This is a genomic window from Pseudomonadota bacterium, assembly GCA_023229365.1.
Lineage (GTDB): Bacteria > Myxococcota_A > Polyangia > JAAYKL01 > JAAYKL01 > JALNZK01.
The window spans coordinates 25,696-51,303 of the sequence record JALNZK010000027.1 but is presented as its reverse complement, the minus strand read 5'-3'; the positions used below and the strand labels follow the sequence as shown (position 1 = coordinate 51,303).

General features: G+C 48.5%; 36 protein-coding genes and 1 tRNA gene. 3 read left to right on the top strand and 34 right to left on the bottom strand.

Features of this window, described 5'->3' with window-relative positions; all coding sequences use genetic code 11:
- From M0R80_13825 to M0R80_13755, 15 genes are all read right to left on the bottom strand, one after another.
- Positions 1–1,305 (bottom strand): glycoside hydrolase family 55 protein (locus M0R80_13825; protein ID MCK9460712.1); only part of this gene is annotated, 1,305 nt, incomplete at its 3' end.
- Positions 1,293–3,254, bottom strand: a complete 1,962-nt coding sequence (locus M0R80_13820) for a metallophosphoesterase (protein ID MCK9460711.1) — start codon at positions 3,252–3,254, stop codon at positions 1,293–1,295. The genes M0R80_13825 and M0R80_13820, both read right to left, overlap by 13 nt.
- On the bottom strand, positions 3,251–3,841 hold the full coding sequence (locus M0R80_13815) for a hypothetical protein (protein ID MCK9460710.1): 591 nt from the start codon (positions 3,839–3,841) through the stop codon (positions 3,251–3,253). The genes M0R80_13820 and M0R80_13815 overlap by 4 nt, the downstream gene beginning before the upstream one ends.
- 11 nt (positions 3,842–3,852) lie before the next feature.
- Positions 3,853–4,596, bottom strand: a complete 744-nt coding sequence (locus tag M0R80_13810; GenBank protein MCK9460709.1) for a hypothetical protein — start codon at positions 4,594–4,596, stop codon at positions 3,853–3,855.
- 278 nt (positions 4,597–4,874) lie between these two features.
- The gene (locus M0R80_13805) at positions 4,875–5,732 is read right to left on the bottom strand and encodes a hypothetical protein (protein ID MCK9460708.1); all 858 of its coding nucleotides are present in this window, start codon (positions 5,730–5,732) and stop codon (positions 4,875–4,877) included.
- Positions 5,733–5,829: 97 nt separating this feature from the next.
- The gene (locus M0R80_13800; protein ID MCK9460707.1) at positions 5,830–6,507 is read right to left on the bottom strand and encodes an HNH endonuclease; all 678 of its coding nucleotides are present in this window, start codon (positions 6,505–6,507) and stop codon (positions 5,830–5,832) included.
- Positions 6,508–6,742: 235 nt separating this feature from the next.
- Complete coding sequence (locus tag M0R80_13795; GenBank protein MCK9460706.1) at positions 6,743–7,690, bottom strand: Mu-like prophage major head subunit gpT family protein; 948 nt, start codon at positions 7,688–7,690, stop codon at positions 6,743–6,745.
- Positions 7,691–7,716: 26 nt separating this feature from the next.
- Positions 7,717–8,154, bottom strand: coding sequence for a hypothetical protein (locus tag M0R80_13790; GenBank protein ID MCK9460705.1), 438 nt, complete (start codon positions 8,152–8,154; stop codon positions 7,717–7,719).
- 26 nt (positions 8,155–8,180) lie between these two features.
- On the bottom strand, positions 8,181–8,624 hold the full coding sequence (locus M0R80_13785) for a hypothetical protein (GenBank protein ID MCK9460704.1): 444 nt from the start codon (positions 8,622–8,624) through the stop codon (positions 8,181–8,183).
- Positions 8,625–8,636: 12 nt separating this feature from the next.
- Positions 8,637–9,611, bottom strand: coding sequence for a hypothetical protein (locus M0R80_13780; protein MCK9460703.1), 975 nt, complete (start codon positions 9,609–9,611; stop codon positions 8,637–8,639).
- A 100-nt stretch (positions 9,612–9,711) separates the two neighbouring features.
- Positions 9,712–9,852 (bottom strand): hypothetical protein, encoded by a 141-nt coding sequence (locus M0R80_13775; protein ID MCK9460702.1) that lies wholly within the window; start codon positions 9,850–9,852, stop codon positions 9,712–9,714.
- An 82-nt stretch (positions 9,853–9,934) separates the two neighbouring features.
- Positions 9,935–10,054, bottom strand: a complete 120-nt coding sequence (locus M0R80_13770; protein MCK9460701.1) for a Com family DNA-binding transcriptional regulator — start codon at positions 10,052–10,054, stop codon at positions 9,935–9,937.
- Between the two features lie 21 nt (positions 10,055–10,075).
- Positions 10,076–12,073, bottom strand: coding sequence for a hypothetical protein (locus tag M0R80_13765; GenBank protein MCK9460700.1), 1,998 nt, complete (start codon positions 12,071–12,073; stop codon positions 10,076–10,078).
- A 14-nt stretch (positions 12,074–12,087) separates the two neighbouring features.
- Positions 12,088–12,330, bottom strand: a complete 243-nt coding sequence (locus M0R80_13760; protein MCK9460699.1) for a hypothetical protein — start codon at positions 12,328–12,330, stop codon at positions 12,088–12,090.
- Complete coding sequence (locus M0R80_13755) at positions 12,331–13,800, bottom strand: terminase family protein (GenBank protein MCK9460698.1); 1,470 nt, start codon at positions 13,798–13,800, stop codon at positions 12,331–12,333.
- Positions 13,801–13,978: 178 nt separating this feature from the next.
- Here M0R80_13755 and M0R80_13750 point away from each other — a divergent pair.
- Positions 13,979–14,069 (top strand) — tRNA-OTHER (locus tag M0R80_13750).
- A gap of 866 nt (positions 14,070–14,935) precedes the next feature.
- Here M0R80_13750 and M0R80_13745 read toward each other — a convergent pair.
- The 6 genes from M0R80_13745 to M0R80_13720 form a co-directional block, all read right to left on the bottom strand.
- A complete protein-coding gene (locus M0R80_13745; GenBank protein MCK9460697.1) occupies positions 14,936–15,556 on the bottom strand; it encodes a hypothetical protein in 621 nt (206 codons plus the stop codon).
- A gap of 497 nt (positions 15,557–16,053) precedes the next feature.
- Positions 16,054–16,257: a hypothetical protein gene (locus M0R80_13740; GenBank protein MCK9460696.1), complete on the bottom strand. Its 204-nt coding sequence runs from the start codon at positions 16,255–16,257 to the stop codon at positions 16,054–16,056.
- Between the two features lie 323 nt (positions 16,258–16,580).
- The gene (locus M0R80_13735; GenBank protein MCK9460695.1) at positions 16,581–16,943 is read right to left on the bottom strand and encodes a hypothetical protein; all 363 of its coding nucleotides are present in this window, start codon (positions 16,941–16,943) and stop codon (positions 16,581–16,583) included.
- The gene (locus tag M0R80_13730) at positions 16,944–17,459 is read right to left on the bottom strand and encodes a hypothetical protein (GenBank protein ID MCK9460694.1); all 516 of its coding nucleotides are present in this window, start codon (positions 17,457–17,459) and stop codon (positions 16,944–16,946) included.
- A gap of 43 nt (positions 17,460–17,502) precedes the next feature.
- Complete coding sequence (locus tag M0R80_13725; GenBank protein ID MCK9460693.1) at positions 17,503–17,730, bottom strand: hypothetical protein; 228 nt, start codon at positions 17,728–17,730, stop codon at positions 17,503–17,505.
- Positions 17,731–17,807: 77 nt separating this feature from the next.
- On the bottom strand, positions 17,808–18,035 hold the full coding sequence (locus tag M0R80_13720) for a hypothetical protein (protein MCK9460692.1): 228 nt from the start codon (positions 18,033–18,035) through the stop codon (positions 17,808–17,810).
- 83 nt (positions 18,036–18,118) lie between these two features.
- On the opposite strand from M0R80_13720, the gene M0R80_13715 reads away from it, so the two are divergent.
- A complete protein-coding gene (locus M0R80_13715) occupies positions 18,119–18,511 on the top strand; it encodes a hypothetical protein (GenBank protein MCK9460691.1) in 393 nt (130 codons plus the stop codon).
- 32 nt (positions 18,512–18,543) lie between these two features.
- The gene (locus M0R80_13710; GenBank protein MCK9460690.1) at positions 18,544–18,687 is read left to right on the top strand and encodes a ribbon-helix-helix domain-containing protein; all 144 of its coding nucleotides are present in this window, start codon (positions 18,544–18,546) and stop codon (positions 18,685–18,687) included.
- Positions 18,688–19,540: 853 nt separating this feature from the next.
- Here the strand turns inward: M0R80_13710 and M0R80_13705 are convergent.
- The 13 genes from M0R80_13705 to M0R80_13645 form a co-directional block, all read right to left on the bottom strand.
- Entirely contained in the window at positions 19,541–19,804 is a 264-nt protein-coding gene (locus tag M0R80_13705; GenBank protein ID MCK9460689.1) for a hypothetical protein, read from the bottom strand.
- The gene (locus M0R80_13700) at positions 19,801–20,169 is read right to left on the bottom strand and encodes a hypothetical protein (GenBank protein MCK9460688.1); all 369 of its coding nucleotides are present in this window, start codon (positions 20,167–20,169) and stop codon (positions 19,801–19,803) included. The genes M0R80_13705 and M0R80_13700 overlap by 4 nt, the downstream gene beginning before the upstream one ends.
- Entirely contained in the window at positions 20,166–20,345 is a 180-nt protein-coding gene (locus tag M0R80_13695; protein MCK9460687.1) for a hypothetical protein, read from the bottom strand. The genes M0R80_13700 and M0R80_13695 overlap by 4 nt, the downstream gene beginning before the upstream one ends.
- A 145-nt stretch (positions 20,346–20,490) precedes the next feature.
- Positions 20,491–20,799 carry a hypothetical protein gene (locus M0R80_13690; GenBank protein ID MCK9460686.1) on the bottom strand — a complete coding sequence of 103 codons (309 nt, stop codon included), beginning with the start codon at positions 20,797–20,799 and terminating at the stop codon, positions 20,491–20,493.
- On the bottom strand, positions 20,796–20,972 hold the full coding sequence (locus M0R80_13685) for a hypothetical protein (protein ID MCK9460685.1): 177 nt from the start codon (positions 20,970–20,972) through the stop codon (positions 20,796–20,798). The genes M0R80_13690 and M0R80_13685 overlap by 4 nt, the downstream gene beginning before the upstream one ends.
- A gap of 4 nt (positions 20,973–20,976) precedes the next feature.
- Positions 20,977–21,375, bottom strand: a complete 399-nt coding sequence (locus M0R80_13680; GenBank protein ID MCK9460684.1) for a RusA family crossover junction endodeoxyribonuclease — start codon at positions 21,373–21,375, stop codon at positions 20,977–20,979.
- 298 nt (positions 21,376–21,673) lie between these two features.
- Positions 21,674–21,835 (bottom strand): hypothetical protein, encoded by a 162-nt coding sequence (locus M0R80_13675; GenBank protein ID MCK9460683.1) that lies wholly within the window; start codon positions 21,833–21,835, stop codon positions 21,674–21,676.
- A gap of 402 nt (positions 21,836–22,237) precedes the next feature.
- Positions 22,238–22,720: a hypothetical protein gene (locus M0R80_13670; protein ID MCK9460682.1), complete on the bottom strand. Its 483-nt coding sequence runs from the start codon at positions 22,718–22,720 to the stop codon at positions 22,238–22,240.
- 228 nt (positions 22,721–22,948) lie between these two features.
- On the bottom strand, positions 22,949–23,203 hold the full coding sequence (locus M0R80_13665) for a hypothetical protein (GenBank protein ID MCK9460681.1): 255 nt from the start codon (positions 23,201–23,203) through the stop codon (positions 22,949–22,951).
- A 152-nt stretch (positions 23,204–23,355) separates the two neighbouring features.
- Positions 23,356–23,850 (bottom strand): hypothetical protein, encoded by a 495-nt coding sequence (locus M0R80_13660; protein MCK9460680.1) that lies wholly within the window; start codon positions 23,848–23,850, stop codon positions 23,356–23,358.
- On the bottom strand, positions 23,843–24,079 hold the full coding sequence (locus M0R80_13655; GenBank protein ID MCK9460679.1) for a hypothetical protein: 237 nt from the start codon (positions 24,077–24,079) through the stop codon (positions 23,843–23,845). Before M0R80_13655 ends, M0R80_13660 begins: the two co-directional genes overlap by 8 nt.
- Positions 24,076–24,765 carry a hypothetical protein gene (locus M0R80_13650; protein MCK9460678.1) on the bottom strand — a complete coding sequence of 230 codons (690 nt, stop codon included), beginning with the start codon at positions 24,763–24,765 and terminating at the stop codon, positions 24,076–24,078. Before M0R80_13650 ends, M0R80_13655 begins: the two co-directional genes overlap by 4 nt.
- 73 nt (positions 24,766–24,838) lie before the next feature.
- The gene (locus M0R80_13645; GenBank protein ID MCK9460677.1) at positions 24,839–25,444 is read right to left on the bottom strand and encodes an endonuclease NucS; all 606 of its coding nucleotides are present in this window, start codon (positions 25,442–25,444) and stop codon (positions 24,839–24,841) included.
- Between the last annotated feature and the right edge of the window lie 164 nt (positions 25,445–25,608).

Sequence of the window (25,608 nt, the reverse complement as noted above, 5' to 3'; positions counted from 1 at the left end):
GATAGTAAGCCCTTTGACAGAGAATACGCTAATCCCCTGCTTGCGGCTTTTCTCGGAAGTGAAGTTTTCCAGCAGGATATTGTCAGACCATTGGTGTCCTGCCAGGTTCCCGCCGATGGCAATGTTCTCGCCCCAACACTCGGAAACGGTGAAGTCGGATAGGGTGATATTACTGCAAGATGTCAACCTGATACCGTACCCTGTCTCCCCGGTAGTGCCGGTATGCGTCAGCCTGTCGCCTTTAATCTGCCCGCCGACAAGGGAACTGTCAGACACATTGTAGAACCAGACTACCTGATACGCCCCGGAAGCGTTGGTAATAGCCTGTAAAATGGCATCAGCATGAAGGCGCAGGTGCACGCCGCTTTTCGGCCTTATACCTCCGTTGCCGGATGTACCCGCCGCATTGATCATGTACGTTCCGGCAGGGAAGTAGACTGTCCCACCGCCTGCCTGATAGGTGCTGGTTATAATGGCATTGATAGCCGCCGTATCGTCTGTTTCCCCATCCCCTGTAACGCTGTGGGCGGTGACATCAATCCAAGTCGGGTCAACCGCAGGAGGGTCAGGAGTATAGACATTATCAATTTTCGGGTATCGGGTATCGCACCATGTCAACAGGTCGGCGTCCGAACCGGCTAGAATATCCGGGTCGATATTGCCTGTCAGGTGGATTGCCTGAATGTCAGTTATATGGTAAGCCGCCGTCTGTGCCGTTGACCTGCCCGCAATTATGCGAAGCCCTGTCGCCCCTGCCGGTACGGTCACAATCGCGCTGGTGTATCGCCACTCTGCACCTAGGGAAGCGTCTGCAAAGGTCTTGACAACCGTCCCCATACTGCCAGCAATGCCGATGGACATAAATATGTTGCTTGTCAGTGAGCCGGAGTCAAGCCAACACCGGGCGCGGATGAACACCTTGTCCCCTGCTGGCAAAGCTATGTCCTGCCGGGCGTAGGTTGTCTTGTTCGCGGAGGTATTCGACAAAGAGTAAGAGCTGTGGTCGGTGCTAACCTCTATCGTCCCGCCGCTGGTGGTGACATACCATCCTGTCGTACCGTTGGTGAAACTGCCGTTGGCTGCTAAATCAACAATGCGGTCGTATGTGTCGGCGGGCGGGTCTGCAATAGGATTGACAATCGGTACTCCGAGTACGTCCTTGATGTTTTTGATTGCCCTGTTCGCTATTGCCCGCCGTGGCTCTGAAAGCGCAAACCTGATGTTTTTTGGTGCTGTCATAAAAAAACCACCCCTTTCGAGTGGTGAGTTTTTAACAAATGCTATTCCGTTAGTTAAATATCCCATACCCTATCTACGCCTGCACCGTACCTGGTGGCATAGAGTTTGCCGCTTGCCCTGTCCACGGTAAAAATGTCGTAGGATGTTTCATCTGCCGTGCCTGCAACTTTGGTATTTTTCTCTGCCCCTTCCGGCGGGTTATTGTAAGTTGTCGAGCTAATACTTATATTCTGTGTTGAGATTTTCAGCACTCCATCCGCGCTGGTAGAATAGCTGTAGTGAACGTCACCGGCAATGCAGGCAACGACGGCAACCGCACCCTGCGCGGAATAATCATACTCCACGCTATTGTAAGTGTGCGTCCCCCCTGCATCGAGAGCCAGCAACCCCGCCAGCAAATCAGCATAATTTGTAGTAACCTGTACCGGCACATGGCTAAAAAGCACAGTCGCCCAGTCCGTTGGCACGGCTTTCCCGGAAAAGTCAAAAGCGGTGGAAAACAACCATACTAACTGCTCCGCATTAAAACCATGTGAATTGATTGTGATAGCGTCATAGTCTAAATGGCTGTCAGTGTTTAGGAATATCGCCCTGATTTTTTGCGATGGGAAGTCGATATAGCCATAAGATTTTTCCTTTTCGGCAGGGTTTACTATCACATTGCCGGTATCCGCTTTGCCCCCTGTCCTAATGTAAAATTCAGTATTTGTCAGCCTTTCTTCGGGGTGGTCAGCAACGCCATCGGTTTCCCGTGGGTTAACATCGTGATTGCCCTTCAGCCAGAACCGAGGGGCATTCCCGGCGTATTTACTTACCGCTTCCCGAAAGGCCGCTATCTGCTGGAAGCAAGTCGTTTTGGTTGTATTGATTGTATTATTAAGTACATAATCACCGCCCAAAACCAAATAGTCGATGGCGGTTTTTTTTGCAATTTCGCTGACTGATATTAAGGCATGATCAGAGCAAGCTCTGTTGTCCACTCCGGGGTAGGTAGAATATTCTTCGCCGTAATGGAAGTCTGCCATAAACGCGACAGACAGCGTATCTGCGTTTTGTATTTCAAGTAGATTTTCAACAACTGCATCCACTTCGGTATCGACATATACCGGATACCCGCTGTCTATTGTTACAACTTTGTAAACCTTTGCCACTCCGTTATAGGCAGCGACATCTGATGATATTGATTCTGCCCCGTCAGGGACAGACAACAATCGAGTGGTTGCTTCTTTTACCTTGTATGTTATGCCGTATCCAATGTATTCAGTCGCATAGCCGGTAGCATCTTCTAAAAGCATTAAGTTGTAAAATTCCCATTCTCCAAGGTATTGCCCTGCCGTATCGCCGGAGCCTAGCCCTATCCGCAACTCTACTTGGCTGGTGCCCTCGGCGGTTGCAAATTGGCTGTGAACAATTCCATTAGCATTCCCCGCCCCGGTAGTAATGTTAACGCCGTTTTCAAAAACATATATTGCCGGGCCGTAATCCGGTGCAAAATTCATTGTGATTTGGTAGCTTGTTGACGGCTTAACAGGGATGAAAGCTGATACCCTGTAGAGATAACCTGTCGCCCCTGTGGTCTTTCGTTTTGCCGTAAACCCTGTGGCAGTTTTCGCCAACACTTTTACATTTGTCGCGCTGTAAGAGGTTGGGGTGCTGACAGATTGCCAATCCAACTTGTTCTGTGTTTCAATAAAAATGTCTGCATCCCCAAGCTCCGACACCAAATCAACCTTAACAAGTTTTAAATCGGTATCGGTAAAAACATAGGGGAGTGTTCCTAATTCCCTGTACCCGCCATTGTCCTTATTGTGTTCTTCAAACAATTCCAGTTCTTCCGTGTCGATCGTAGATAAATCAGTTTCAGACACTGGCAATTCTACTTCCCCGCTTGCCGAACAGTTGGAACAGGTTGCCACCCCATCTGCGTAGGTGATAAAGTCGGCGGCTGTGACAATCTCAGGGTTCAGTTCTGCCCCGCAGTCGCAGACAATTATACTGCCGTCCCTCAGTCTCATCTCAACCACCCTAACCCGCCTAATCTGTTCATCGTGCCGTCAAACCAAGTAGGTATGTTGTTGTCACACCATGTCAGCAAATTAGCATCGGAAAGCGCGAGTTCGGGCAGGCCGATTATCGGTACCAGCATGACTTTTTGTACCTGCATAACTTTGGTGTTTGCTGTTGCCGCATCAGCGTAAGAGTGTTTTATTCTGATGCTTCCCGCCCCGGATTGGTTGGTTTGTGTAAATATTCCAGACAGTTTATATACGGTGTTTATCGTGGGAGTGGCGACAATTGCAGTCTCTAATATGTCACCTGTCCCTGGATATAGTTTTAAACTTAACTGCTGTGCATCTGCATTAGTTACCATACCGTAGCAGACAGCGTAGAATTTTGAACCTACACCATTGGCCCACAGCGCGCCGCCCGCCAACTGTATCTGCCCGCCGTAAACCGCCAGGTTAGTGCCAGTCCCCGTTATAGACAATATGTTATTTGCAACAGATACAGTGCTATTGGTGCCAGCCCAACCAGTAACGCCCCCGCTAAAATCACTATTGGCAGGGATGTTAGTCAGCCTAAGACTCCTTTTCAGTCCCATGACAGCACCCCCTACGCCCAGACTTTAATCTGTGCCGTGGCTCCCGTGGTGTCGGAGATAAGACCGATATATTTGCCTGCTGTGGATTGCATTTCGAGGATGTTCCCGCCTGTCAGATTCAATTTAAAACCGTTGTTGGCGGTGACTACGGTAGTTGCGCTCAATGCGAAGTGCCTCACCCATACGTTACCGCTGTGGACGTTGAGGATGATGTCATGCCCGCCCAGTTCAAACACCACCATGCCCTTGCTGATTTTGGTTGCCACGATGGTGGTAATTGCCTGGTCGTGGGAGGCTTCGCGCACAGTGATTGTCCCAACGGCAGGGGTGATGTTCTGCCCGTAGATGTCACCGAGGAATACACCGTAGATGTTGTCCCAGTTGACTTTTGTCGTCGCTTTGGCATTCGTGCCTGTCAGCGTCACGGTTTCGTAGGCAAACGCCCCTGTGGTGATTGTCGTGCCGAAAATAGTACAAAGGCCAACGTCAGATGCAGAGTCGGATATGATTTCTACACCGTCATTGGCGGGTTGGTTGGTAAATCCACTCCATGCCAGCACATCGAATATGGGGATTGGGTATGATGGAGTTCTGCCCACCTGCTTGACAGGCAAAGCCTCGGCATCCGTCAACTGATGCCCCTGTATGTCGACAGGGAGCATGATTGTGGCGCCTGTCATACTGCAATCTAATGGATTGGTTGCTGTTATATCGTTTCCGTTTTCATCTACTAATTTTGCGAGCATTTGTTTCACTCTCCTTCTTGCAGGCTTTGGAGTGCTTTAGAAACACCCCATGCCCCTCGAATGACTTACCGCACCGCTTACAGGTGACTTTCGGCTTTTGGGTAGCCGCCTTTGTGCCCTCGGCCGTTGGGCGCACAGGGGCATTCATCTGCCTTAGTTCCTGTAGGATGAGGTAAAGTAGCTTGTCTGTTTTGCTGAATAGCTGTTCTGGATTGATATCCATGTGCTACCTCCAAAATAAAGAGGGGGAAGGGCTTTGCGCCCCTCCCCAAGTTGTGTTTCCAATCCTATGAGTCTACTGCCGGTTTGATGATGCCGGAAGCGCCTAGCGCATTGCTGCCGTAGTTCTCGGCTGCTGCCAGAGCAGCACCGACAACAGGGGCGGCGGTATCGAGGATACCAACGCACAGGTTGCGAGCAACAAAGCCGGTGGTGTCTGACTTCATGTTGATTACAAGACCAGCGTCAGTGTCAATGTTGATCAGGCGGTTGTCGTAGATGTCCGCAAAGATACCAGCGCCGGTGATGCCGTCAATGCAGGCGGCAGAGTAGTTGCCGTGGATGTAGTTGCCGATAATGCGGCAGTTGGTGTGTGTGCCGACAAATTTAATTGCAGAGGCACAGCCGCCGGTACCTGCGCTAATGACGGTAGTAAATCGGTTGTTTCTAATCAGCACATTGTCTGCGCCGGTTGCCAGCGAAATGCCGATAACCAATTCTTTGTCTATCGCACTATCGCAGAACCAGCAGTTTTCAACCGTCAGGCCCGTACCGGCAGCGGAGGCGGTAATGCCTGCCGCTATATTAGCCAAAGCGGCAATAACCTTGATGTTGTAGAAACTGACATCAGCCGCAGTAACGGTAATGGTCGCCGCTGTAGCAGTACCAAGTGTGATAGTCGGGATAGCCGCACCCCTGCCGATACCAATGATGTTGATGCCTGCTGTGTCGCAAACCAAACCGGCAGCATCCACCAATGTTTCCGCATGGTAGGGCGCAACCAGGATGTTATCACCGTGACTTGCGGTACACTTGTTAATCGCGAGGTCAATCGTGGTCAGGGCGGTTGCCCATGACAGGCCGTCATATGATGCGCCGCCGTGTACGCTGTCAACGTAAAATGTCTTGCCGGGGCCGAGCAACATGCTTGATGTGGTTAGCACCTCTACTTGCGCCCCGGTTGAATCCGAAGTATGCAATGTCAAAGCCCTTCACCTCCAAAGTAAAAGTAAAAGCACCTCGCTAGGAGGTGCCTTGCCATTGTTTTATTTTGTTCAGCCTTTCCTCTGTGAAGAAAGGTTGTTTCCTGTACCATGTTTCCATGTCGGTGGAGTTCTTGCTGGAATTGCAGGATCTACAGGCAGGGATGATATTCTCACGAGTAAACCCGCCGCCATTATAAACAGAGATAACGTGTTCCCTGTGTAACCGCTTTGATTCCTTCCCGCAGTAAGCGCAGGAGTGGCTAAAGAAGTCTTTGCACATACCCCATTCTTCAACGGTTAATGTGAAGGGGAGGGATTTTTCTAGGGAACGCCGCTTGTGCCTTTTGATAATGCTCCATTCCCTGCATTTGTCTTTGTTGTTGGTTTGGTACTCTCTTTGATATTGCAGGTAATGTTCTCTGTTTTTCATGTAGGCTTTTTTGATTGACTCTTTGTGTTTAAGCGGATTCGCGATCCGACTCTTTTTCTGTTTAGCGAGAAGCACATCCCTATTTTCAAGGTAGTATTCCCTGTCTTTGTGTGGGTTTCTTTCTCGCCATCGCCTATGAATAGCCAGTACCCTATCCCTGTTTTCTGCCACCCATTTATTTTTATTAATGGACAACATCTTCTGATTTTCCTTGCTGTATGCTCGCTGCTTAGCAAGAACTTCTTCATGATTCTGCCAATGGTAATCTCTCGCCGCAGATGCCATACACTTCTTGCATACAGAGTTTAAGCCATACTTACAACCCTTGTGTTTACTGAAATATTCTTCGGTTGCTGGCAATTCCTGTTTGCATTTAGTGCAAGTGCGTGTTGGGATATTTGGCATAATAAAAACACCTCCTGTAGTGCTTCCTGATAATTTTAGTATGGGCAGGCTGTCAGGAAACAGCTTTTCGGGAGCGACCCTATCCCATGCCTATATTATACCATACTTAGGGGATTTATGCTGGAATATTTACCACACACCACCGAAAATCTGTAAATCCAGAACTGGATCTGCTATATCCCTTAATTTTCCAGCCGTCTGTGTTAAAATCTTTATCTGACTTGATTTCCAGGGGAGCCCTGTCGATCCAGAAAAGGCACTTCTTCATGTATGCGGAGTCAATCAGGAACCAGGCATCTGTATCGGTTAACCACCTGGATACAATAACGTTGAACTTATTGTAGTAGGGGTTGGCGTTATTGTCACCGCTGTTAATTTTACCCACAGATTGAACTATCTCCCAGGCATCATTTCGCAGGGAGTACGGAACGAGAAGCGTATCGCCAAACAGGTTGGCTTTCTCCCCGATGTCAGTCGTAAAGTCATTCATCATTTCTTCTGCAATTTTCAAGTTAGCAACGGTTAACGCCCCATGCAGAAGATTATCCTGTGTCGCTTCCCCTTTGCCTGTGTGCGAAGTGTGGGCGTGTGAACCCAACGCCAGCGTATCTGCACCAACACAGGTGAAGGACTTGCCCGCCAGGGTGAAGGTGGTATCGTCAGCGTAGTTAAACGGCGCATGAACGAACTTCTCCATCGTGCGGTTGTAGGCATCGATGAGGTTGCCGGATTGATTCTCCATATCGAGCAGGCGGGCATCGTCGATTGTTTCCCTGTCGATTTCAATACCCTTTTTGAATACCTGGTGGGTGAAGGTCTTGGTATAGCCTTCCTCCGGGCCTTCGTCATACGGCACAGGGCCGTTGGTTGCTACGAAGTCGCTAATGCCTGTCATGCCCGCTACAGACTCGCTGTAGTGCTTGGAAGTCTTGACGTTAAAGAGGACTTTCTTCAGCGAAGTCTTGGCGAAGTCGCCTTCCTCTTTTTCCATGTAAGCCATCAAGGGGCCTTCAAAGCGCCCAATGGCGGCATCTATCTTGCCAACTGTACTGGTTACAATCATTGTTTATTCATCTCCTTTAGGAATATTTAGCTTACGATTACAAACCGTGTTTTTGCCTTCAGGGTAGTCGAGTCGAAGCCAACCAGTTCCAACTTGCCCCCGGAAGTGTTAACAGCATCGAGAGTCAGGCCGGTCGCGCTAATGCGTAGTGCCTGGTTGCCGACAAGGGATATTGCAGACGTTATCTGCCCCGCTGATAGGGCGGTTGTACCATCGGCGGCAGTCGCGGGGGATACCAGGATATCTCCCGGCAGAATGCGAATAAAGGTAGCCTTCTCGCCGGTAGTGTTCCCCTTCACGATGATGCCGTGCGGTACGGTGGTTGCCCCGGAGAGTGTGGCGGTGGGATAGCCTGCGCCCGCTGTCAGGGCAACGAGTTCGCCGGTAGTCACTGTGGATGCGCCAACTATGCAATCTTCTGTAAACAGGCCTCGCCCGTCATATGTGCTTTCAATTGAGAACATTCTTTTTCATCTCCTTTTAAAGCCGATTAACTAACTATTGGAATCCTCACCCTGGCATCGTTGTTGCTGGAATCAAAGGAAACCAGTTCCAACTTGCCGCTGCCGCTTGCGGTAACGCCATCGAATGTCAGGCCGGTCGCGCTGCTCTGCAATGCCTGCGAACCCACAAGGGCAATGCAGGCGGTCACTTCTGCGGCAGACATGGCGGTTGTGCCGTCTGCGGCGGTTGCTTTTGCCTTCAGGATGTCGCCGGGCAGAATCCGTACAAATGTGCAGGTAGCGCCGACTATGCCGCCTTTGACTACAATCCCGTGGGGGACGGCAGTTTCGCCGCATAGTGTGGCTGTTTCAAGCCCTGCGCCTGCGGTGAGGGCGATTAACTCACCCGCCGCAAGGGTGGCTCCGGCGGCAATGCATTCCTCTGTGGTAAGCCCCCTGCCTTTGACTGTGCTTTCTATGATGAAACCCATTCGGTTCACCTCTTATCCGTAAAGTTTCTTATGGTACGCCTGTGCTTGTTTCTTGTTCATCCCCATGTCGGCATACATGGCATAGGTATCGGCAGGGATATGGATATCCCCGCCGCTGTCACCGGCCCCGTCACCCTCCGTTTTCAGGTGGGCTTTGCTGCCGATGTTGTTGAGTGTTTTTTGTTTGACTGATGCGGCAGTTCTCTTTTTCAACTCCGCACGGTTGACTGACTCGTAAGCGTCAAGCAGGGTATAGCCCTTCTTGGCTTGGGCGCAGATTTTATTCCAGACTTCCTGCCCCACCTCGGCGGCGAAGGAATCGAGGTCTTTGAACTCCGGGTACTCTGCCTGTAACTCCTTGAAATAGTTGTCCACATCGCCCATCACTTTTTGCATTTTCTCTTTTTCTGCGGTGGTTCTTATCATGCCGTTTAAGGCTTGCTGAAGCTGGTTGTTCATCTGCTCCAAGTGCTGAAGTCGCGGGTGCTGTGAGAAGGCTTGGTCAAGAGTCTGTAAAAAAGCAGGGTCGTACCCCTGCGCTTCAAGCTGCTTGAATTTGTTGGTGTACTCCTGCTGCGCCCTCTGTATCTGCGCCTGCTGCCGGTTGGTTAACTCCTGCGCGTGTGTTGCCTTTAGCGCCTGTTTGTAAGCGTCCCAGGTGTAGATGCCGTGGGATGCGCCGAACATATCCGCTATCTCTTTGTCTTTTTCTGCCAGCGCTCTCTTGGCTTCGTCAGCCTCGCGCCGGAGTTTGGCAAAGGCGGCATCTGTCTCTGGTGTCTGCTTGCCTTTTTTCTGCTGATCGACGGGTTCAGCATCAAGGGAATCTCCCTCGCCGCTTTCGTCTGCGGTATCGTCTAGGCTTTCGCCTGTTTCTTCCGTGTCACCGGAGGCTTCGGAGGTCGCGACATCTCCCATTCCGCTTTGAAAGTCGCCGGTATCAACATAACAACCGTGTCTGTGCATCATTGCTTTAAATCCGAACATAAATTACCTCCGCGTTTACGCTCGCCAGCGATATGCACCCTTTGAAGCGGGTGAGGCTTGCCGCGAATCGGCATGAGAAAAGGCACCCGGGTTGGGTGCCTTACTTCTTGGAACCGCCGCCATCCCGGAGGTCGCTGCCGAATTTGATTTTGCCGGTCGAGGCCGGTTTGCCGGTTGCTTTGCCGTAGTCCTGATTGCCGCCCACGCCCATCTGGGAGCCGCCTTTCTGTTGTCCAGCCACTGGTATCACCTCCTTAATTTAGTCCTGTAAAACACAAAAAAGCCCTGCCCTCCGGTTAAGGAGAACAGGGCTTCGTGAGCCTCTAGCTTGATTTATATTCAGTTAATTCCTTGCACCTAGGGCACTTGATGCAGATGTATTCCGTAGCGCCCCTTGTTTTTGCCAGTAGTTTGTTACACCGTACACATCTGATTTCCTGCATCGGCATTCTCCCTTCGGTGTTCTACGTTGTCGGCATCTGCCCCGGTATCTGCGGTTGTCCTGCCTGCATTTCCGCTTTTAGTTTAGCCGCCAGTATGTTGGGGTCTAGCTTCAAGCCTGCCTGCGCCCCTAGTTGAATCTGCCCATCTAAAGGCAAGTCCTTGAAAGCGATTGACGCACTAGGGGGCTTTTGCTGTGGCTGTTGCTGTTGCGCCGCCTGTGCTTCTGCCTGCGCCGCCTGTTGTGCCGCCTGCTCTTTGGCCTTCGCCCTGTCCAGCATAATCTTGGCGTTGGGGAAGCCAATGGAGTCAAGCACCGTCCAGTAGGCAACTTCATCCATGCGGTCGCCGGAGTTGTTGGCGGCATCCAGGATAAACCGCTTGTCCTTGGGAAGCCCTGTGTCCGGCTGTATCTTGATGCTCCATTCAGGATAGTACCACTCCCCGGCATCGTCGCGTCTAAGCAGCTTGGATTTGTCGAAGAATCCAAAGATGGGGTTGTTCATGGCATCCGTTTGCCGGAAGGGGCGAATGTCATCGATGTATGCCATCATAAATTCAAATATCATCTGGTAGAGTTCGGTATAGGCAATGTGCTTCTCAAACACCTTGACGCTGATCCTGCCCGCCGTGTTCTGCGCCAGCAGTTCAATCGCCCTGCCAGACATACTCGCGCCCTCTGAACGCCCCTGCGAAGCCTCTGTTATGCCTAAAGCGTCCTTGGCGGCTTGGACGTAGATAGTGTACATTTCGATCAACGACTTGTCGTTGCTTTTGAGGTCGACTACTTTGATATCACCTTGGGGGTCGTCAACTTCAATTATCTTGGAAAGGGCATTGTCCAGTTTGGCGGGGATGCCTGCGCCCTTGCGAACGAATATCTTGGTTGTGCCTTTAACGTGCTTTTCTTCTTCTATAGAAAGCATCTTCTTGATGCCTTCCTGCTGGTCGCTGATTATCTCCGGGTCTGACTTGCCGTAAAACTTCTTTTCGCGGGGGATATTGTACCATTCGATGAATGGGAAGTTTTTAGGAATAGAGCGTTTCACTGTGACCGTTTCGGTTGTCGGCTGTCCGGGCTGGCCATCCGGGCCGGGCTGTGCCGGTATCTCAACTTCCAGCGTTTCATCTTCCGATATTTCGCCAGCTTCGTCGCGGGGATAAAAGAACTTTGGCATATCCTTTAGGATTTCATCATTCACCCATGCCATCAGGCCAACGTCATTATCCTTGTCTTTGTACCAGCACTCCACCACGGAAAACAAGCCGTTTGAGGTGGCCTCGTTGTTGGTTTCCGATAATTCTTCTAGGTAGCCGTACTCGTTGCTTCCATCCTCCAACTTGTCGCGGAATTCCTCGCCGTACATCCTGCATATCTGGTCTACGGTGCGGTTGGATTCGATGTGGAACATATAGTCCATATCCTTGATGCGGTAGACATTCGGCTGTGGGATGATGTTGACCGGGTGGGGGTTAAGTATTTCAATCCTGCCCCGGTATTTGTGTGCCGCGTAGTCCGGGTTGTACCGCACTTTGAACACCGACAGGCTGTTCTTCTTGGCAATGCGTTCGTTCTCGGAGTTGATGCGTTCCAACTCCGGGCCTTCCGCAATGGCGCATAGTGTACCCTCAATCATCTTCTTGTTCTCGTCGTTGTTGCCTTCAACCGGCTCGACGGTGGGCTTAGGTACGCTTATGTCAATTTGCGATTCTATGAGTTGAAAAACCACGTTCACGACTTGGCGGGCGTTTTGAGTGCCCTGAACGTCGGTATCGTCGCTATAACGGTTGGAGATTGGCATATTGCCCGCCAGCGTTTTGACTGTTTTACTGCCGTTGTACTGTGCGTCATTGGCGGCGCAGATGTCGCGGAAGGGGCCGTGTTCGATTAAGGCATCGTCAAGGCGTTTCTTCCACTTCTCCAGCTTCGCCAGTTGCTTATCTTCTGCAATTTGTTCTTCGTCGCCCATTAGCCGTTTCACCGCCTTGCCGATTGCTTTTATTGGTTTGGGTATTTTCATCTATACACCCGCCTTTAATACCTATCAGGGTTTGCTAAAATCATCTGGTCTATAATGTCGCATTGGATATGCCCTGCAAGTTCCTGCCTTGTGCCAAAGTCACACTCAAAATAACCTGTCATTACCGAGCCGTCATCAAGTTTATAGGCTATCAAGATGGATTTAATATCGTTCTCCTTGATTACCCCTTGACACTCTCCGATAAAGGCCAAAGGAGTGTCTGCCAGCGTTGGGGGGAAATGAATGATTTTAGCCATTTACACACCCGCCTTTAGCGTTTCAAGATAATGCTGCAATGCCCTCGGATCTTCGTTTAAGTCTTTCATCAAGTCAGGAGGCAGGTCGGTTAGAATCCTGCTTTCAAACCTCTCCGTCTTGTAAAGCCGTTCCATCAAGCCATATCTCATTTCATCGAAGCTATGATCCTCCTGCGTTGTGTCTATATCTTCCGGGTTCCTATCGTCTAAAATTAATTCAGGAAATGTCCTAATAAACTCCTGACAGGTATCAAACACATACAGGCCGGGGTAGCCTTCCTCGTCAAACTTCAGCCTGTGGTGTACCTGCATCTTGCCTTGGATGCGGTTGTTCCTGCCCTTGCGCCAGAAGATGCCCTTGCCCTGGAAGAACTCGCCTACAGATGGCCCGCCCACTTGCGGCTTGGCCCATATCGCAGGGTCACCCACTCGCCACCGGGGCTTTGGCTCTCCTGCCTCGCGCTCCAAGATGCCTACCGCCACTTCAACCGGATCCATCTTCAGGCCAACATCAGGCTCGGATGCGCCGTACCATTCGCGGTATCGGTATATCCTGCCGTCAAAGTCTATTGCCCACCACCCCACAGAGAAGGGCTTGGAGTAGCCCCAGTCAAGGGTGGTGAAGCGCTCCCAGTTGGCAGGTATCTCAAAGGGCTTGATAACATGAGTAAACTTGTTGTCCGGGTTGGGATAGTTGCGCCATTCGGAAAAGGCCATACCGGCAAATACATCCCAGTCGCCATCGTAGAGTGCCCGCTTTAGCTGGTCAGGCAGGCCCAAGAGATTTGCTTTATAGAAAGGGTCGGCATCCATTAGAATCTGATTGTCCTCTACTCTGGCAGGGATGAACATACGCTTCCTGGTTGGGACTCCTGCCATTGCCTGTGCGGGGGTGGGTTCTGCCAGCCATCCCTTTTCAGGCGGCATGACTCCGATTTTCCACCGGGATTTGCACCAGCTGTGGCCTCTACCGCCAGGATTTGTGGCGGCAACCACCTTTGACTTCACGCCGCCCTTGATGTTCCTGTTTCTCGACAGCAGGTAATCATACGGCTGTATAGGGAAGTGAGTCAGTTCATCCCATGCTATCAAGCCGTATTCATGCCCCTGGTAATCTTCCTCATCCCCGGACTTGTCCAGGCTGCCAAACTGAAGCACCGCACCTGTTTTCTTGAACACCCACTTGTGCTTGGTTTCCGAGTAGGTGGCGGCGGCTTTCGAGATTAGTTCCTTGCTTCTAGGGATTGGCTTGCCTTCAAGTTGGGGGAATGTCTTTCGCAGAAACAACGAATTAACGCCGAATTGCTGGCAATATAAAATACAGGCGATTAGGAGGGCATCAGTTTTACCGCCGCCAGCGGCCCCGCCGTAGAGTATTTCATCTGCCCCCTCCGGGTCAACCACTTCCCATAAAAACCTCTGTTGCCTAGGTTGGGCTACCCACTCCCTCGTAGGTTTTTTAGTTGCCATATCAACCCTCCAATTAAAAAACAAAATAAAACCGGCCATAGATCGTACAGCCGGATTCTTATCCTACACATGGCAGGTAAGATGCTCTTTAGCGGTTAATGTAAGGTGGTAAAATTGTAAGAGTAAAGGAAATAGGCCCCCGCTACCAACGATAGGCCTATTTTCCAAGAGGAATATTGGAGGGGTTTCCCCGAAGATTCGGAAACTCTGTTTAGATCAGAGTATGCGACATGGACAGCCGTAGGGTTCGAATCCCGGCCCCTCCGCCATTTTTTATTGTATTAACACTTTAACATAAAAATCCATTATAGTCAAGTATTTTGAAGAACAAAAAGTGCTAGCAGCAACTAGCACTTAGGAGAAGATAAGATATCGCTAAATAATCTTCTGGCACTCCTAGCTTTATTATACACGAAATCAGATAATATCAACCAAACGACTAACTTTCTTCGCTCCCTCTCTTGTTGGGTAGTATAGCGGAGCCATGCTCCTTAATTTCTCTCACCCATATGCCCGGGATAACTAAATAATCATGACTTTGGTCTCCTGGATAGAGTGTGTAGTTCTGAAGTATAACTATGCACTCTTTTTTCTTTTGCAACAACAAACCATAGCTTATTTGCGGGACTAATGAACTAGAAAAATCTTTTGGGAAAGGACACCCCTCCGCACGACAAGCATCTAGCCAATGGACTTCAACAATTGGTAAGCCTTTCAAATAATCATCTCCTTAAATTGGAGGTTTGTTAACTAATTAGTGTTAGCTTTGGTTGGCAGAAATGGCCTGACTTTCCTATGACACAAGGTAAAGATTACTATTGGGGATTGTGTACTCTTTGTTTACTGGAACATTCCGTGTTTCGTACCAAAGAGAAAGCTCGTGGTTCTTGCACAACCACGAGCTTAGCAGAAGACGGAAAGAAGCGCCTTCGGGCGTTTCTTTCTTTATATTCATTGTATTATTCTACATATTTTATTATATACCTTTTTTGTTTTTTGATATATACGTGTCGTTATGGTATAATTACCCTCTTTTATTTTAACCACTCCCCCGGTTATATTCTCCCCATTGTAAATAAATAGGCGGGCGCGGTGGGAGGGCCGCGCTTTCGGTGATCAGCCTAGCCTATTAAAATTAATCTCTTTTTTTATCTACGGTGTATGTGGTATCGCAAATATCCCGCCTTATCTTGCGGATGTCCGAATATTCTTGTTCGTACCTTATCGCCTGTACCGGACTATATGAGCAGTCCCGGTTAAATCGCTCATAGTCCCTCATGTCGTTCATGTTCTTGCCGTAAAAGGCTATGTTGCAGTTAAGGTGGTATCTGTGCGGCCTGCCCTTGCCTGCGCTGAATTTACCGATAACCCCTTTATCATGTAGGGATGTCATTGTTTCAGACACAAACCCCAACGAAAGCCCCAGGTACTCCGCTATGTCGTGGGTGTTGACTGCATAACCCTTCTCCGGGTGGACCAACATAGTGCCCTGCCAGTCAAGGAATACCAGTAAATCAAAAACCAGGGCTTTTTCGCCCTGGCTCAGTTGTTTTAGTTTTACCAGTTTTAATAAGTTAGGCATCCACACTTTAGCGAACGGAGGGTTTTCTGTTCTGTGAGGCTTCTCTGTGGCACTCCTATACCCATGTGTTCCGCTGCCCTTTATTTCACCTGTGTCCGGCTCGGTAAAAGTGCGCTTAATTCTGCCGTCAGGTAATGTTGTTTCTGTCATGAGTACATACTTTTCATCAGGCATTAAACATACCCCATTTACCAGATATTAGGCTAAAAGTGTTCGCCAGCGTGAACAAAGTGTTCGCCAGCGTGAACACTTAGGGTATCTCAGCCCTTGGTATTGCTGAATCGCCCTTCTTGTCTTCTTATCTTTATGTTTGACTTGTATTGCTCATGCCCCCATAAAGGGGTGGCAGACGCAAGAGGAGGGGTGCGCCTGCCGGGAGAGAGAGGGTAAAGTTGTGAATTTTTAAAGGGTAACTCGTATGTTGCTTGTATCTGGCGCTACCCATTGATGATAAACAAAAGGGCTGGCATAGGGTTCACAGGGAGTTGTCGGAACATATGGCGGGTAGAATAAATATGGCTTGTCGTATTCCCTATTGATAATCTCCTTTATAACCTTACCGTCCTTGTCATATTCGCGGGTAATTGTTTCACTGATTAAGCGTTGCAATCTGCTCACCTCTGTAAATTTTATTTTTAAAAATTTGACTTGTGATATATGAGATTGGGTTTCTAGAAACCATCATCAGAACGCAATGCTTTAAGAATATCAAAGAAATAACAAGCGTCTGAAAAGCCTAACGCTTCCCATGCTGGAATAGGGTTGCCATCTGACACAATTTCTTTCGCTTTCTGGCATACCCGCAGCAGCCGAGTCATTTCATCTGCTGTTAGGGTGAGTTGGTAGGATGGAGTGTTGACTTTTTCTATTAGCATGGGATACCTCCTTAAAATTGATGCTGTTAGGGTATGGTGATATATACTACCCAGAGGAAACGGGACTCCCGCCCGTTGACACATGGGGGTAGGGGGTGGGGGGGGTGTCTACAATTACACATCCACCTGCCCCATCAGCGTTATGCAGCCCTGTCGGCACTGGTAAACTGGCTGCATCTGACTACCATATCTAGTATGTCAGACATAGTCAAATAGTCAGAGATTATGTCAACTTTGAGAGTGTAGTCATATCAAGGGTTACAGGGTTTATCTAGGTGACATAGCGCCTATTATCGGAACATAACTCCAAGATTTAGGAGATATTAGTCAGACTTTGGCTTGTCACCTAAGATGATGGTGATGCCGTCGCCTGATAGATCCATGTCGATACTTTGCTTGTCTGACTGGTTGAGAATGTTTTTGCCTAAGAATATCTGTAAAGCAGGGTTTTTGCCATCAATTGCAGACTTCCACTGTGCCCGGCGAAGGCTTTCCTTGCCGCCTTCCCTTTTTTGTTCGTAGACCTCCGCAAATGTTACACCATATTCCTCTTTAACTCGCCTCTCCAACGTATCAACACTAATACGCATTGTTGCGGCTATCTCTGTTTCAGTACATTGAATATTGCATAAGTCCTCAAATAGCACCTTATCAAATGGAATTACCGGCCTGCCCATCTGTGCCAATCAACTCACCTCTTTCTGCCACACCGCCATGCATCCCTTAGAAAACAATACCAACTCTATTGGCAGGTTGAACCTGTTTACTATTTTCGTGAAGGTGTCATTTATCTTTGTGGTTAATATAATGGCTTTATTAATCTTATACCCTGCTTCTTCAGCCGTAAGATAATAGTCTAGCATTTGGGATATGGCGCTATTTATTTCCCTGTATGTATTCCTAGGCTGCTTTATCTCTAATAGCACAATCCCTTTATCTTTCTCCTCAATAAGAAAATCTATCCTCGGTTTGTTCTTCCCAAACATTTTCAGCCTCACAATATAACTTTCCCGGGTATGCGATTTATAATCAATCCCAACTTCGCTGCAAAAGCTTTCCATGTTATCTTCTATGTAATTACAAAGATGTTTTTCATCCTTGAAATGGTTTCCATCGTTAAAATAATCCTTAATCTCGGATATGTCATATTCGCCATCCTGAAACTTGCAGGGCCTACCGCCTAAATTAACCTCATCAGCCATACATCTCACATCCTATCTATAATCTAGTCTTACAGCATCCATCCTAACGCCAGCTAATCATCAGCCTGGTTGTTACATCCTGTCTATCTAAGTCAATATCCCGCCAGTCAGAATAGCCAAAAGACACAGCCTCTACCCACCTAACAGCACTTTTATCAGCCATCTCTTTGGGTATCTTATCAAAGTTGCGTCTTGCCTCTTCGCTCGCAAACGCTGTGCCGGTAACCTCAATATAATCCCCATCATCCCCAAATACGCTAGCCTTAAACATTATTCTGCCTCCCGTTGTCTATTCTAGCCCTACAGCGTCCACTCTAACGCCTTATAATCATCAGCCTGGTATGTTCCCTATCCCCGCTCATCCTCACCGCCTACCCATTCACCCTGAATCTGCGTCTTATACTCTCCCTCTGCCCGTTCCACTAATTGCGCTTTTAATTCATCATCCAACTCAACTGCATTTCTCACAAAATCACCGCCTTTTCTATAGAAGCAACGCAAATTTGCAAACTTTTTTCCCCTACAGCCACCTGCCTTTGCAGGCTTTTTCAGCACATCTGCAAAAATAATTTGCAATAATGTGTTGACAAGCTAGACAGATTGATTTATCATGTAATCAAGCCAGCTAGACAGCAGGCAAATAAGGGAGGGAAATTAAAATGAAAACTATCAACGAATTTATCAACGCCAACAAAATCAGAATTACCAACGAATGGGCAGACACCAACCGCAACAATCCAGATTGGAAAGATGCCAACCATTACAAGGTAGTATTAAAAATGGACAACCGCCAACTCACAACTTATTTCAGCCAGGGCTATGGCATCAGCGGAGAACCCACAGCAGAAAGCGTTTTAAACTGCCTTGCTTCCGACACATCAGGATTTGAAAACGCCCGCAACTTTGAGGATTGGGCCAATGAATACGGATACGATACCGACAGCCGGAAAGCTGAAAGAATCTACAGGGTAATTGAAAGACAAACCAAGCAGTTAAAGCGTTTCCTTGGTGATAAATACGATGAACTGCTTTATGATACTGAAAGCCTGTAACACTTAATAAATAAAAAGGAGGCAAACTAACAATGGCACAAATTGCTCTTAGCACCAAACTATCAGTAGAAACCTACCAGGCGCTAGACGCTCACTGTAAAGCCACAGGCGCAGTTAAGGCGCAGGTGGTGGAGGAGGCAATTAAGATGTATCTGGCGAAGGGAGGCAAGAAGTAAGAATGACAAGAAATCAAATGTTTGTTGAGGGACGCGATTTATGGCATGAATACGTAAGGGTTAACGGATATTCTTTTGAACCTAAAATACAGGGGATTAAAAAACTTTCTAGATTGCTCGATTTAAAACAATGCTATATAAGAAAGTGCATCAACACATATTTAGAAGTATAGCACCCGCAAGGGTGTTTTTCTTTTCCCGCATCCGAGTAGAAAAGCAACATCCCCAAAGGGGAACCGGCGGGACACGTTGCCGCATCCGCGCCGCTTGTAAATAAAAATACCCCCGCCGATTGGCAGGGGATTGGTTACAAATACCAATTATATTTTACAGTCAACCCATAGCATTGTCAACATAATATTTTTATATACCCTCCCACACATTAACAACCACCTTTTTCTGTTGCCCCTTGCGCTTGCGCCCGCTTTTGCTACTGCCCTTAAAACACGGCACCCCCGGCGGCATAACCTCCACCTCTCGCCTGTCTGGCGGCCTTGTCTGCGACAGGTACAGCCAGCGCTCATCCTCGCCCGCATAGCGCACCAGGTATGTAGGGCATGACACGTAGCACCTAGGGCGGGTACAGCCACAGGCGGCCTGCCGTTTAGCCTGCGAAAAAAGGAGTTCCATGTCTGTCAGTTATGCCACCCCCTTATAAATCTAGTCCATTAAACAACACCACTAGCAACAACACCCCTGCGATACATAACAGCCAGCTAATCATCATCATATTCCCCCTCCCACAGCAGCAAATCCACAACCCGCCTGTTGTAATTGTCCCATACCCTGCACCGCCGCCCGCGATCAGCGCTGCACGTTTCCCAGTGCTTGCAGCAACTACATGATTTATCGTTCATGCCTTGCCCTCCTGCCCTACTTGCTCCGATTCCTCAAGCCATGCGTCTATGCAAGGCAAACACGTATAGGTCGACACAGGCTTGCCTTCCATGAACCCGGTTTCCCTTAATGCGTATGCGCCTATTGCAATCTCCGCTTCACATGTAGCACATTCATGTTGTTTGCGGCACTTTACTACTTTTTCTTTTTTATTTTCAAGATCATCATCCATGTCTGAATAAAATCCGCTATCGAGATAATCCTCTGGTTTATATTTCATGACTTGCCCTCCTGTTCGATAATCCAGAGTAACGCTTGGCCGGCAGCTTCTTCGGGGGTGTCGGCGTTGAACTCCTTTTCTACATCAAGCATAGTAATCTCTAAATATGACTTATACTCTTTTGTGTTTCTTGGATGGTATCTAAATAGCCCATACCAATGTACTCTCTTCTCAATCCCTGCCAACAGTTGGGAGAGGGAGGGCGCAAAGACATATCTATCAACCTGATCTACGACAGTAAAACAATTCATACCACTAACACAAAAGGGTTTGTCTTTGCCCCCCTTAAAAGCCCAATCGCCCTCTTTCGGCCCCCACTTCAACCCCGCCGCTTTCAGCTTTTTCGCTAACTCAAGAGATATCATATCTGCGCCCCCTTCTGCTTGGTTTTAGCCTGCAACACTAGCAGTTTGCCTATAGCGGTATCAAACTCTTTTTCATCCTCTGCCTTGTACGCATAAACAGCCGACTCCATTGCTGCTGCCATTTCGCTCATTAGGCCAATGAGTTCATCGTCATATAAATCCATTAAACTGCTCACCTTGCCACCCCTTTCACTCGCTTATCCAACATCACCAACCACCGACACCGCCCGTCATGCTGCCGCCTATCGTCCATGCAGCCCTTTTTCTCTAGCCGTTCGGGTGAGAGCTTGCGGGCAGGGTAACTTTTGGTGCAATAGGGCGTCATGCGCCTTTTGCCTTTGTGATGGCGGCTTCGAGCCTTTCCCGTGCGCAGGAATCACACAGTTTCCATGATATTGTCGGGATATTTGTGCCGCATTTTTCGCATTTCCCAATTTGCGTCCATGCGCCCCTTGTAGGGTCGCACCGCTGAAAACATTCCTCTGCCGCCTGCAACAGTTCAAAAAAACCTATCTCTACAAGTAAATTTTCAGCATCCTCATGGCACGCTTTTTTATCTGGTATGCGTAACTCATCATAAAACATTGGGTATATCATCCTTGCCACCCGCTCAATTATCGCCTGCCTCATGCCTTCACCTTCTCATAAATAATACTGCCCTTTGGAAAATATGGTTTTTCATCGTATATATTAAACTCCACTACAACACCAATATCCTTGCCGGTAGCCACATCGAAGTGGAAATCAACGATTGCCTCCATCCATTTGCCGTTATCGGCTTGACGTAGGTATGCCTGCCTCATTGCCTTACACCTCCCATATTTGCACATCTACCCTCGGATCGCCATATTCCTTGCCTGCTATCAAACTCACAACCTGACTGTCATCTGCGAATATCACCCCTGTTAAGGCATCTAGGGTTGAGCGAGTTATTTTGTCCACATCCGGCTTTACCGTGTGATAAGGGCGTTTCTTCTCGCTGACTGACTTGGGGCGCAGGAAGTAAAAATCAAGCCTGATTCCGATGCCGCCTACCCATATTTCAGGCGGGCGGTGCTGTTGCGCTGCGTAGGCTACAATCTCCTGCCACGGCTTGACTTTCGCGTTCGCGCTTGTGGTAATTGCCCTGCCCTTAACAACGAATGATTTTGTCGAGCCTTTAGGCTGCGGTATGCCGTATGCGGTAAATTGGATACGCTTGCTCATTCATCTACCCCCATCCAATCCCGCCAATGCGCCATACACCCTGAATATTCCCAAGCGTTAGGATAAGGGCATTTCTTCTTGCCGTCAGGGACACATTGAGGAGGTTTATGCCGTATTGCCCTCTCAAATAACATCTTGATAATCCTCTCCCTCTCTGCCTTCGCGCCCCGCGCCTCCCAACTGTCAATGATAGCATCCATATTCGCCTTTGCCTGCTCCCTTGTGTCGCCATACTCGCCAACATAGGCTAAATAGCCATTTCCCCCGCCCCGATTGTCGCAAAATGACTTTATTACAATCACTTCCCCGCCGCCTCCCTGTTCAGCCGCCCATAAACACTCTCATCCTCATCCCGCTTCTCCCACCACCTGCACAGCCCTATCCTACTATCAGCAATTGGCGTTTTCATGGCCTCATCATCGAGGCGCTGGATGATGGTTTTCTGTGCGGGCTTAGTCATGACAATGCCTCCCGTTCACATATGACTTCTCCCGCCGCTTTACAGTTGGTGCATTTCATGATGCCTCCACCAGCTTGCGCCCGCACATAGGACAGTAATTAATTCTAGTAGTGACGGTGTAACTATTGGCTCCATCGTTTGGGACATTCCATGTGAGAGCAGTTAAAAGGCTTGTGTCGCATGGATTCAGTTTTATATTTGATACTGCTTTATTATTAAAGCGTTGTGTCCCAATGTTTCTTGTATCCCCATATGGACTTTTATTGCAATACAAACAACTCTTATCCAAAATATCACCCTCCTATTTGCCGTTTTAAGCTGTGGATAACCTGCTTACCTTAAAATGATACACCCGCCAACTTTGCTATCGTTAAAAGGGTAATTCTGTACTTCTGGTGGCATTTACATCCTCCCTACTCCATGCGGATACCTCAACTCTGCCGACTCTCCACCGCCTGCCGGACTAATCCTGTTCCACAAGTCCAACTCGCCTGCACTATGTCGCGGGCAGGATAGCACTGTGTAAAGCGTTACCTCGTAGACTATCCCGCCGCCACCGCTATATTTGTAAGGCTTAGTTTTATATGTAGCACCCATCCTATCCAGCACATCCCCCGCCCTGTCACGAACCGCCCGCATGAAGGGGCATTTTATGGCGGTTGCGTTTTTACAAGTCGGGCAGGCGCTTTCTGTCAGCGCATCGCCCTTTCGCGGCTTGCGTTCGGGGTAATATCCCCGCATTGAGGTGATACCTGCGTCAAAGAGTGCCGATGATACCCGCCATTGTGCTATGTGCAGGGATCTAGCAGCCTTCTTGACGCTGCCTGTGCGGTAGTAGGCGGCTTTTAGGGTGTCGATGTCGGGGAGGGGCTTGGGTGTTTTCAAAACTCTAGCCTCCCTGCCCGAATAGCCGCGACAAGCATCTCAAACCCTGCCCTTGCCGCCGGTGGGACTGTATTCTTGGGCTTGTACCGCTTCAGCTTCAACTTGTTTACCTTGCTCCTGAATGCCCTGTAGCCATGCCCCGACTCTGCCGCTAGTTGGCGGTCGGGGATTTTGCCGTAGTTGGCGGTTATGTGTGCTATTTGTTGGGGTGTCCAGGGTGTTTGCTTACTAGAAGTCAAAGTCACCATCCACCACCTCCCCGCTCGCCATCATCTTCCCATCACTTTTAAATGGATACTGCACACCAGACACCGCAGGCAGCCCCTTATACTCACCCTCACCCTTCGCACATAGGCATCTGCCGTATCGCTCCTCTTTGTCTTGCAGCACCATGATTACGCCAATGTCACAGTTGGGGCAGGGCGGGTAGTTGTTAGCCATTCTCCTGCTCCTCCATTTCTTTTTCAGCTTCGTCTTTCCCATCCTGCCTAGCATTATCCAAGCACCCTTCGCATGGATCAACGGTAACTTTTAATCCATATCTGCCACTTGAAGCGGTTTCGCTATTATTACAAAGCCCTGCACCGCATTTACCGCAGAAAACCTCAAATTCAACATCAAAAGATGGCACATTCTCACGCCCCTATTCTCTTAACTTCAGCACTCCCGATAAACGCCCGCACCGCTTCAGGCAGCACCGCCTGATTGTTTTCCTCCACCATCAACGGATTGTACTCCTTCAGGAACCTGCCCTCTATGTAGGTGATATTCTCGCTGTAGCCAATCCCATCCAGCCCGCCGAACGCTAGAATTGCCTTCTGGATGGCAGGGTGCAGGGTAGAGGCAGGCTTATCGCGCCTGATGGCTTCGCGTACCTGCCCCCATGCCTCTAGTGCCGTGGGGGCTTTGTTGCCGGACAGGGACAATGCGGCTTCGCGGATTTTACCCACCGCAGGCAGGCAGGGGATCTCCTGCTGTGCCAGTGCCTTCATAAACGCCGCCTTCGCCAAGTCAGCAGGCAGATCGCCAATCATCTCAAACCATGCCTCTAGTGTGCCTGCCTTGACGGTGATGTTTGGGTAGAGGGCGGTTACGAAGGCGAATAGTTTAGATAAGTCGGATTTAGTCATGGGATGCCTCTATTTTCATTTCTATGGGTATCTGGTTCTTTTTATATATATTAATTATTTCGCTATCAGAACGAAGGGTTAACCGTCTTGCAAAATATGCACATGGCATAGCCCCTGCATTAATCGCCTCGGTATGTTGCCCACTTTTTTCGATTGCCAATAACATAAATTCTTTAATGCCCTCGATTACCACCGCTTTGTCTTCCCATCCCTCGATTGTAATTTTCATTCTTCTTCCCTCCCAAATTTTCTAATCTCATGCCATGCGTCCGGCACATTTTCAACCTGCTCATATTCATCCTCCCACCCTTTCCTATTCAACCAAGTTGCCGGATAGGGGATGTACTTGCCGCCTTCCTTTGTCCAATCGTGTGACTGTTTGCCTTTCGCTATGCTGTCAAGGATGGTTGTCAGCAGGGTATCTGTCATGCTGATTTTCGCCCATGCCTTTTCAGCGTCACCCTTGCTTTTGCGTTTAGGGTATACAGACCAGAATATATCAAAGGCGTTTTGCGCAAGTGTTTTAATAGGTTCCGGTTCTAGTTCCGGTTCTAGTTCCGGTTCTAGTTCCGGTTCTAGTTCTAGGGGGGCAGGGGCGGGACTTGTCCTGGACATTTCCCGGACAATGTACTTCGATTTACGTCTATTGAACCGTCCTTCGTCCACAACCTCCACCCATTCAACCCACAAAGGCAAGGGAATACTGGCTTTACTAGGCGGTGTCGGCTTGTCAAGCGTCTGGTGTTTATGAAAGTTCACCATATAAAGGTATGGCTTGCCTGCCGACATATAACGAATTAGTTTCTTTTGTTTAAGTATTTCATCCCGCCACTTGGCTATTTTATCAACAGTTATATCCTTGTCTAAAGGGGAGGGAAATAAGTGGAGTTTGAAAGCAAAGGGGCTATCTTCCAAACAGCCACTATCGTCCGCTAGTTGCGTTAACCCCTCATATAGCCATCGTTTATCTCTTTGCCATTGTAGTAGGTCAGGATCTATCCAGAATGTCGCCTTGATCTGCCGGTTGTGTAGCCTCATTCGCTTTATCCCTCTCGTATTCAGCAAGTTTTTTAAAAGTGTCCATCGCATACTTAACTCTGTCTTGTATGGTTTCTGTTAGCCTTTTAAAGTCAGACAATAGCGATTCTGCCGTCCTGGTATAAGATTCAGAACTTAATTCAATAACCATATTAATATTGTGTGAATAAAAATCTAAAAAATCAAAATGTCTAATAATACTTATGGCATTGTCACTTAATTTACTTCCTATTAACAAACCAGTAACATTGTCAATGTTTTTAAAACAATCGTTGGGATTATCGCTTTCTTTGCAGTGGATGATTAGATCATTCATACACCCAATGTATCTCATTATTTGCCCAACTGCGTTTTCGTCTATAACCCCCTTTTTAATCTCAATTACAACCAATGTGTTAGTTTCTTCTTGATAGGCCAAAATATCAATTATGCCATAGCTTGTTTGAAATTGTCGCTGTAAATACGTCAAGCCAAATTCTTCTGACAACACATCTTCATCTGCAAGATAATCTTCAATGTCTTTTTCTGAATAATCCATATCAACTACCCCTTTCACCCTACCCCCTAATCAACTGCCCTCCGCACTCCCTGCAAGCCCACTCCCCATCCTCATAGCCGCAAGCAAGGCAGATGTATTTAGCCATTAGATGCCTCCCTCTCTACTGGTAGCAGGCTCAACCTGTAAATTTTGTCGATAACAGACCATGCCGCTAGCCGCCC